Below are 8,196 nucleotides of genomic sequence, written 5' to 3'. Positions count from 1 at the left end.
GAGGCGCTGGGCTTCGCCGCCGGAAAGGGTCGGGACAGGCTGCCCCAGCTTGACGTATTCCAGGCCGACATCCACCAGCGGGGCCAGGCCGGTCTGCACATCGCGCAAGCCCTTGAAGAAGAGGCTGGCTTCGTGCACCGTCATATCCAGCACTTCGTCGATGGAGGCTTCGCGCCCCAGGTGCGAGAGTTTGACTTCGCGGACTTCCGGGCGGAAGCGTTTGCCGTCGCAATCCGGGCAGCGCAGATACACGTCCGACAGGAATTGCATCTCCACGTGTTCAAAGCCGGTGCCGCCGCAAGTCGGGCAGCGCCCGTCGCCGCTGTTGAAGCTGAACATGCCGGGGGTATAGCTGCGTTCGCGCGATAGCGGCGCCAGCGCGAAGAGCTTGCGGATGGCGTCGAAGGCGCCAACATAGCTGGCCGGGTTGGAGCGGGCGGTCTTGCCGATGGGCGTCTGGTCCACCATCACGACGTCGGCGAGCTGTTCCGCGCCCAGCAGCCTGTCATGCGCGCCCGGCGCCTCGGTGGGACGGCCAAAATGCTTGAGCAGCGCCGGGTACAGGACGTCCTGCACCAGGGTCGATTTGCCCGAACCGGAGACGCCGGTGATGCACACCAGGCGGCCCAGGGGGATGTCCACGGAAATGTCTTGCAGGTTATGGGCGCGCGCGCCTTCGAGCAGCAGCCGCGGCGTGTTGGCCGCTACCGCCATGGGGCGGGGTGCTTCCACGCGGCGGCGGCCGCCGAGATAGTCGCCTGTCAGGGTGGCGGCGCGGCGCAGGGCGTCGGGCGTGCCATCGAAGACGATATGGCCGCCGCGCTCGCCGGGGCCGGGGCCGACGTCGATGATGCGGTCGGCGGCCAGCATGACCAGCGGGTCGTGTTCGACGACCGCCAGGGTATTGCCGGCATTGCGCAAGCGGTGCATGACTTCGACGATGCGGTGCATGTCGCGCGGGTGCAGGCCGATGGAGGGTTCATCCAGCACGAACAGCGTATTGACCAGCGACGTGCCCAGCGCTGTGGTCAGGTTGATACGCTGCACTTCGCCCCCGGACAAGGTGCGGCTCTGGCGGTCCAGCGTCAGGTAGCCCAGACCGACATCACAGAGAAAGCGCAGGCGGGCGTTGACTTCGTCCATCAGCAGTTCCATGGCGGCGTCCAGTCCGCCTTCGAAACGCAGATCCAGGAAGAATTGCCGCACCCGGCTGATGGGCAGGCGCATCAGGTCGTGGAGCGAGAGGCCGGGCATGGCATCAAGCTGCGCCTGGCTCCAGCTGGCATGCGCGGGCAGGAAGCGGTGATAGCGCGGGTCGCCGCCGGGCAGCACGGCCTGCGCGTCGGCAGCGCTGCCGACGCGCCAGAGCAGGGCATCCTGTTTGAGCCGGGAGCCTTTGCAGGCCGGGCAGGTGGAGTAGCTGCGGTATTTGGACAGCAGCACGCGCACATGCATTTTGTAGGCGCGTGATTCCAGCCAGTCAAAAAAGCGCTGCACGCCATACCATTGGTGTTTCCAGGCCTGATTGCCGCCCTTCCAGGCGGGGTCGCCGTGCAGCACCCAATGGCGCTCCTCTTCGGTCAGCGCTTTCCAGGGCACGCCCAGCCGCACGCCGGCGGCTGGCGCGTACTTTTCCATTTCGTCCTGGCATTCCTTGTAGCTGGCGGTCTGCCAGGGCCGCACCGCGCCTTCGCGCAGCGTTTTATTGCCGTCGGGGATGACCAGGTCGTGGTCGATGCCGATGACTCGGCCGAATCCGCGGCAGCTTTCGCAAGCGCCCAGCGGGGAGTTGAAAGAAAAGGTGCTGGGCAGCGGCTCGCTATATTCGATGCCGCTGTCCGGGTCGCTCAGGCGGTCGCTGTAGCGCCAGACAGCGGCATCGTCCCCGTTGTCGTCCAGCGCGTGGATGGCCAGGTGGCCGCGTCCCATGCGCAAGGCGGTTTCCAGCGCTTCGGCGATGCGTTCGGGTTCGGCGCCGGACAGGCGGAAGCGATCCTGCACGACTTGCAGGATGCGTTGCGCCTGGGGAGCCTGGGCGCGTTTGCCTTTGCCTGCCTTGGCGGCCTGGGGCGTTTCGGCCTGGGCCGCGCTGATGGCTGGCGCGAGGGCCTGGCCGTGTACCCGCGTGTAGCCCTGGCCTTCGAGAAAGGCCCGGACTTCGTCTTCGGAAAAATTGGCCGGCACCGGCAGCTGGAAGGTCACGACCAGGCGCGGATCGCCGGCGGCGCTTGCGCGTTCGCGCAGAGAAGCCAGGATAGTCGCCGGGTTGTCGCGGATGACCCGATGGCCGGTGACGCGGTCGAACAGGCTGCTGGCGCGGGCGAACAGCAGCTTCAGGTGGTCGTTCAGCTCGGTCATGGTGCCGACCGTGCTGCGTGAATTGCGCACCGGGTTGGTCTGGTCGATGGCAATGGCGGGCAGAATGCCTTCGATGCGGTCAACCTGGGGCTTGTCCATGCGGTCGAGGAACTGGCGCGCATAGGGCGAGAATGTTTCGACATAGCGCCGCTGGCCTTCCGCATAGAGCGTATCGAAGGCCAGCGAGGATTTGCCGGAGCCGGATACCCCCGTGAACACCGTCAGTTCGCCGGTGTGCAGCACAAGGTCGAGGTTCTTCAGATTATTCTGGCGTGCGCCAGTGATGCGGATATCAGAGCTCATGGCAGGACGAGGGTAAGGGATCGCGCCAGTTTACAGCGAGACCGGCATTTTTGACTGTAAAAATAAACAGTAATCTGGTGTCAGGCTGGGCAAGCGCCGTGGCAGCTATAGATTTCTTGCCAAAGTTGAGGCATGGCTAAATGTCACGGGGCCGCCGGCCTGACTACAATCGCTGCGCTGCCATCGGGGCCATGGTTCCGATGGCTGTCGGCGGTTTGCCGACGTTGCGCTGGGCCACTGGTTCCAGGCACGCCCGTTTTCCATTTTTTTCACATCTTGAGGATTCGATATGAAATGCAGCCGTCTCTGGTTTGTATTGTCCGCCGTTGCCGGTGTTCTGGGGGTGCTTATGGGCTCCATCAAGGCGCACGGGCTGGCGTCCTTTGTGCCTGAAGAGAGCCTGCAGGCCGCTATCGTGTCCATGAGCTCGGCCGTGGAATACAACATGTTCCACGCGCTCGCCCTGTTCGGTGTGGCGCTTTGGTTCCGCCTGGGCAAGCCCAGCCGTTTTGCCGGCGTGGCAGGGATTTGCTTCACGCTGGGGATTCTGCTGTTCTCCGGGCTGATCTATTTCAATACGCTGAACCAGGCCCGCTTCATGCCCAATATGGTGCCGGTCGGCGGCATGTTCTACCTCTTTGGCTGGATTTTCCTGGGTCTGGCCGGTTTGCGCGGCGGCAACGAAGCCAAGGCCAGCTAAGCCGGTAATCGTTCTCCCTAGGGGGAAGCGGCAGGTACGCAAGGGCGTCGGGCGCGATAGAATGCCTGACCTATGCACCCAGGCGCGGCGCAGGCGGGCCACGGCCCGGCGCGCAGCGCGGCGGTGCGCCATACCGCGCCGCCGGCGTGCCGTATGGCGGCGGGAAGCACCGTCCCGGGCAGGGAGGCTTCGCGCTATTGCCCTGACAGAACGCCTCCAGGGGTCACCCTGGAGGCGATTGATTTTGGTGCCGCCGAATGACCATTAATAAAAGAGTGAGTCGCTTCAACCCCGTCAGTGAAGCCTTCGTCAAGGAAGACTTTCCTTTCTACTGGGTCGCCCGCCTGAATAATCTCTATGTCCAGCGCATGGAAAAGGCCTTGCGCCGGGTGGGGGCAGACGTGCCGACATGGCGCGTGCTGTTCATCCTGAAGGAAAACGGCACATCCAGCATGTCGGAAATTGCGCTGCATGCGGTGGCGAAGCTGTCCACCATTACCAAAATCGTTTATCGCATGAAGGCGGATGGCCTGGTGGATACCCAGACCTCGGCGCAGGATGGCCGTGTCACGGTCGTCGCGCTGACGGAACGGGGCAGCCAGATGATCGCCGAGATGCGGGAGGCGACCGCTCAGGTATTCGCGCAGGGTTTCAGCGGTTTGTCATCGGTCAAGATCGCCCGCTTGAATCAGATGCTGGAACAGATGTTCAATAATCTGAACGACGCCTGAGGCGTCGTTTCGCCGTCTTTCCTGGCGCTTGCGGGCCTGTCAGGCGCTGCCGGCGGGCGTGTGTCAGCGTCGCTGGCGGCATGATTCGGCAGCAGGCATGGCAGAATGACGGGCTTAGCATGAAAATCCGGCAACCGGCCATGGGGCTGCTGCCTGCTTATCGGAGAATGCAGATGAAAAAGCAACGCATACTGTGCGGCCTGCTGGCTGGCTTGTTCCTGGCTGCCGGGGCGCAGGCCCAGGTCAAGGTCGGGGTCGTGACTTCCTCCTCGGGACCGGTGGCCATGGTGGGGATTCCGCAGAAGAACACCATCGAACTGATGCCGACGCAGGCGGGTGATCTGACGATCGAATACATTTCCCTGGACGATGCCAGCAATCCGACGGCTGCGGTGACGGCCTACAAGAAACTGATTGCGGATGGCGTGGATGCCATTATCGGCACCAGCGGTACCCCCAGTTCCCTGGCAGTGATTCCCGTGGTTGCCGAAGCCGGAGTGCCGATGCTGGCGCCGGTGGGCAGCGCATCGGTGATCCAGCCGATGACGGAACAGAAAAAATGGGTATTCAAAACCACGCAGAACGATGATGTGATCGCTTCGGCGCTGGTAGATCATATGGTGAGCGCCGGGGTGAAGACGCTGGGCTTCATCGGGACGGCCGACCCTTATGGCGAAAGCTGGCTGGCCGTCATCAAGGACCAGGCCGGCAAAGCGGGCATAGAGCTTGTCGCGACCGAAAGTTTCCAGCGCCAGGATACCTCCCTGACGGCGCAGGCCATCAAGCTGATTGCCGCCAAGCCCGATGCCATTCTGGTGGGCGCGCCGGGCAGTTCTTCCGTGCTGCCGCAAACCACGCTGGCAGATCAGCGCTATCGCGGCCAGATTTATCAAACGCACGGCGCGGCGCTGAATGATTTCCTCAAGCTGGGCGGCAAGAAGGTGGAAGGCACCATCTTGGCCGCCAGCCTGATGCTGGTGATGGATGAAGTGCCGGATTCGCATCCTTCCAAGGCCGTGGCACGTCAGTACATCGACGCCTACAAGGCCCGCTACGGCCAGGAGCCGGCGACGTTCGGCGCCAATGTCTATGACGCAGGTCTGCTGCTGCAGGCGGCCATTCCGGTGGCGGCCCAGGCCGGGCAACCCGGCACGCCGGCCTTCCGCCAGGCCCTGCGTGATGCGCTGGAGCAGATCCGCGAGCTGCCTGCGACGCAAGGGGTGTACAACATGACGCCGCAGGATCACAGCGGTTTCGATGAACGCGGCCGTGAACTGATTACGGTCAAGGATGGCGCCTGGCACCTGGTGCGGGATTAAGGCGCGCCGCAGTGCGCCGGCCCGCGCCGACGGGCCGGCCATCCATGAAAATTCAAGCGCGTCCGCCATGGCTGGCTTAAGCTGCGGCGGACGCGATGTCCTCCTACCGATATGTTGAATCCGCAAATCATCGTCCTGCTGGGGCAGGACGGTATCAGCAATGGCGCGATCTATGCGCTGGTGGCGCTGTCCATCATCCTGGTGTTTTCCGTCACCCGGGTGCTGCTGATCCCCCTGGGTGAATTCGTCGCCTTCAGTGCCTTGACCATGGCGGCCATCCAGTCGGGCCAGACCGCCATTGGCTGGCTGGTGCTGGCCATGGCGCTGCTGGCGGCGCTAGCGGATGCCTGGGGCTGGTGGAAACAGCGGCATCAGCGCCGCCGGCGGGGCCGCCGCGCCTGGTGGCAACTCTGTCTCATGCCGGCTTATGCGCTGGCCTTGCTGGCGCTGTTGCAGTGCCTGCCGCTGGCGGCATTGCCCATGGGCGTGCAGGCCTTGTTGACGCTGGCGGCGATAACGCCGCTGGGGCCCTTGATGTACCGGCTGTTTTTTCAGCCGGTGGCGCATGCTTCCGGCTTGTTGCTGATGATTATTGCCATTGCGGTGCATGTCAGCCTGGTTGGCGTGGGTTTGCTGGTATTCGGGCCGGAAGGGATGCGTACCGAGCCATTCTCCGAAGAGGGGCTGGATCTGGGCATGGCTTATATCAATAGCCAGACGCTGTGGGTACTGGCGCTGTCCGCCATTGCCATTTGCAGCTTGTATCTGCTGTCCACCCGCACGCTGTATGGCAAGGCCTTGCGCGCCACTGCGGTGAACCGCATGGGGGCGCAGCTCATGGGGATTTCGCCGCTGCTGGCCGGGCGCATCAGCTTCGGCCTGGCCGCCTTTCTGTGCGCCCTGTCGGGCATCATGATCGCGCCTTTGACCACGCTGTATTACGACTCCGGTTTCCTGATCAGCCTGAAGGGCTTTGTGGGCGCCATCATTGGCGGGCTGGCCAGCTATCCCGTGGCGGCGGCAGGCGCCATTGTCGTGGGCCTGGCCGAGGCTTTCTCCACGTTCTGGGCCAGCAACTACAAGGAAGTGATTGTTTTCACGCTGATCCTGCCGTTCCTGCTCTGGCGCTCGCTCAAGAGCCGCCAGGAAGAGGAGCACTGACATGCGCAAGTATTCATACTGGCTGCTGGCCGGGCTGTTGGCCTTGCTGGTGCTGCCGCTGCTGGTGCCTTCGTTCTATGTCACCTTGCTCAACAATATCGGCATGTTCGCGCTGGCGACACTGGGGCTGGTGCTGATGACGGGCGTGGCCGGGATGACGAGCTTCGGTCAGGCGGCGTTTGTGGGCATAGGCGCTTATGCGACAGCCGTGCTGACCGCGCCTGCCGCCATGAATCTGGGCCCGCAGATAGGGGCGCCCTGGCTGGCCTTGATGGCCGGGATGGCGGCGACGCTGTTGCTGGCCTATGTGCTGGGGCAACTGACCTTGCGGCTGTCGGGGCATTATCTGCCCCTGGGCACTATCGCCTGGGGCATGTCGCTGTATTACCTTTTCGGGACCCTGGAAGGCCTGGGCGGGCATTCCGGTCTGCCCGACCTGCCGCCGCTGCGCCTGGCCGGGATCGAATTTGGCGATGGCCCGCGCATGTATTACCTGATCTGGGCCTGTGTCTTGCTGGCCATGCTGCTGGTGCGTAATGTGCTGGCGTCGCGCACGGGGCGCGCCATCCGCGCATTGCGCGGCGGCCAGGAGATGGCGGCATCCATGGGCGTGAACATCTTCCGCACCAAGATGACGGTGTTTCTGATTGCCGCAGGCCTGGCCGGCCTATCGGGCTGGCTGTATGCCTACACCCAGCGTTTCGTCAGCCCCGCGCCGTTCAGCGTACAGGCCGGGATTGACTACCTGTTCATGGCGCTGCTGGGCGGCATGGGCAGCCTGTGGGGGGCAGTGGCCGGGTCGGCCGCCGTGGTGCTGTTGCGGGAGTGGCTGCAGGACTGGCTGCCGCAACTGCTGGGCCGCAGCGGCAATTTCGAAAGTATCGTGTTTGGCCTGTTGATCGTGCTGGTGATTCAGCGCTGGCCTGGCGGCATCTGGTCGGCATTGGCCCGGCGCCTGGGGCGCCCGCGCGCCCTTGCGCCAGGCTTGGAGCGGTTGCCTGCCGCGCCGTCAGCCGCGCCCGGTTTGCCGGCGCGCAAGCGTCCCGCTGCCGGGGCGCCGATTCTTGAAGTGCGGGAGGTGACGCGCCGTTTCGGCGGCCTGGTTGCCAACCGCGCCATGTCCTTGACGGTGGCGGCAGGTGAGATTCTGGCCGTGATCGGTCCCAATGGCGCGGGCAAAAGCACGCTCTTCAATCTGGTGTCCGGCGTGGATAGGCCTGATGAGGGCGAGGTGATTTTCCAGGGCCGCCGCATCAACGGCCTGCCGCCGCGTGAGCTGGCCGCCGCCGGATTGTCGCGCACCTTCCAGCACGTCAAATTGCTGCCTGATATGAGTGTGCTGGAAAACACGGCGCTGGGGGCGCATCTGCGCGGCAGTCAAGGCGTGTTCGCGTCAGCCTTGCGCCTGGATGGCGCGGACGAGGCGGCCTTGCTCAATGAGGCGCGCCTGCAATTGGAACGGGTCGGCCTGGGCGAACTCCTGGCTCGGCCTGCCGGCAGCCTGGCCTTGGGCCAGCAGCGGATTCTGGAAATCGCGCGCGCCTTGTGCGCGGACCCTTGCCTGCTATTGCTGGATGAACCGGCAGCCGGTTTGCGCCACACAGAAACAGAAGCGCTGGCAGCC

The 8,196-nt window shown here is 64.3% G+C and carries 6 protein-coding genes; 5 read left to right on the top strand and 1 reads right to left on the bottom strand.

Annotation, left to right across the window (positions count from 1 at the left end; translation table 11 throughout):
* Positions 1 to 2,661 (bottom strand): excinuclease ABC subunit UvrA (uvrA, locus tag ACTJGZ_RS15175; protein WP_441663736.1); only part of this gene is annotated, 2,661 nt, incomplete at its 3' end.
* A gap of 289 nt (positions 2,662 to 2,950) precedes the next feature.
* On the opposite strand from uvrA, the gene ACTJGZ_RS15170 reads away from it, so the two are divergent.
* The 5 genes from ACTJGZ_RS15170 to ACTJGZ_RS15150 form a co-directional block, all read left to right on the top strand.
* Complete coding sequence (locus ACTJGZ_RS15170; RefSeq protein ID WP_441663735.1) at positions 2,951 to 3,361, top strand: DUF423 domain-containing protein; 411 nt, start codon at positions 2,951 to 2,953, stop codon at positions 3,359 to 3,361.
* A 257-nt stretch (positions 3,362 to 3,618) separates the two neighbouring features.
* Complete coding sequence (locus ACTJGZ_RS15165; RefSeq protein WP_441663734.1) at positions 3,619 to 4,092, top strand: MarR family winged helix-turn-helix transcriptional regulator; 474 nt, start codon at positions 3,619 to 3,621, stop codon at positions 4,090 to 4,092.
* A 167-nt stretch (positions 4,093 to 4,259) separates the two neighbouring features.
* Complete coding sequence (locus tag ACTJGZ_RS15160; protein WP_441663738.1) at positions 4,260 to 5,411, top strand: ABC transporter substrate-binding protein; 1,152 nt, start codon at positions 4,260 to 4,262, stop codon at positions 5,409 to 5,411.
* Positions 5,412 to 5,525: 114 nt separating this feature from the next.
* Positions 5,526 to 6,572, top strand: coding sequence for a branched-chain amino acid ABC transporter permease (locus ACTJGZ_RS15155; RefSeq protein WP_441663737.1), 1,047 nt, complete (start codon positions 5,526 to 5,528; stop codon positions 6,570 to 6,572).
* Position 6,573: 1 nt separating this feature from the next.
* Positions 6,574 to 8,196: branched-chain amino acid ABC transporter ATP-binding protein/permease (locus tag ACTJGZ_RS15150; protein WP_441663733.1), on the top strand; the 1,623-nt coding region annotated here is incomplete at its 3' end.

This window comes from Kerstersia sp. (genome assembly GCF_052103615.1).
GTDB lineage: Bacteria > Pseudomonadota > Gammaproteobacteria > Burkholderiales > Burkholderiaceae_B > Kerstersia.
Note: the sequence above shows the minus strand (reverse complement) of the source record. Positions and strands in the feature narration are given on the sequence as shown.

What these genes read in the sequence shown, in the direction of transcription:
- ACTJGZ_RS15170 (WP_441663735.1), top strand. Translation starts at nt 2,951, where the DNA reads ATGAAATGCAGCCGTCTCTGGTTTGTATTGTCCGCCGTTGCCGGTGTT.
- ACTJGZ_RS15165 (WP_441663734.1), top strand. Translation starts at nt 3,619, where the DNA reads ATGACCATTAATAAAAGAGTGAGTCGCTTCAACCCCGTCAGTGAAGCC.
- ACTJGZ_RS15160 (WP_441663738.1), top strand. Translation starts at nt 4,260, where the DNA reads ATGCAGATGAAAAAGCAACGCATACTGTGCGGCCTGCTGGCTGGCTTG.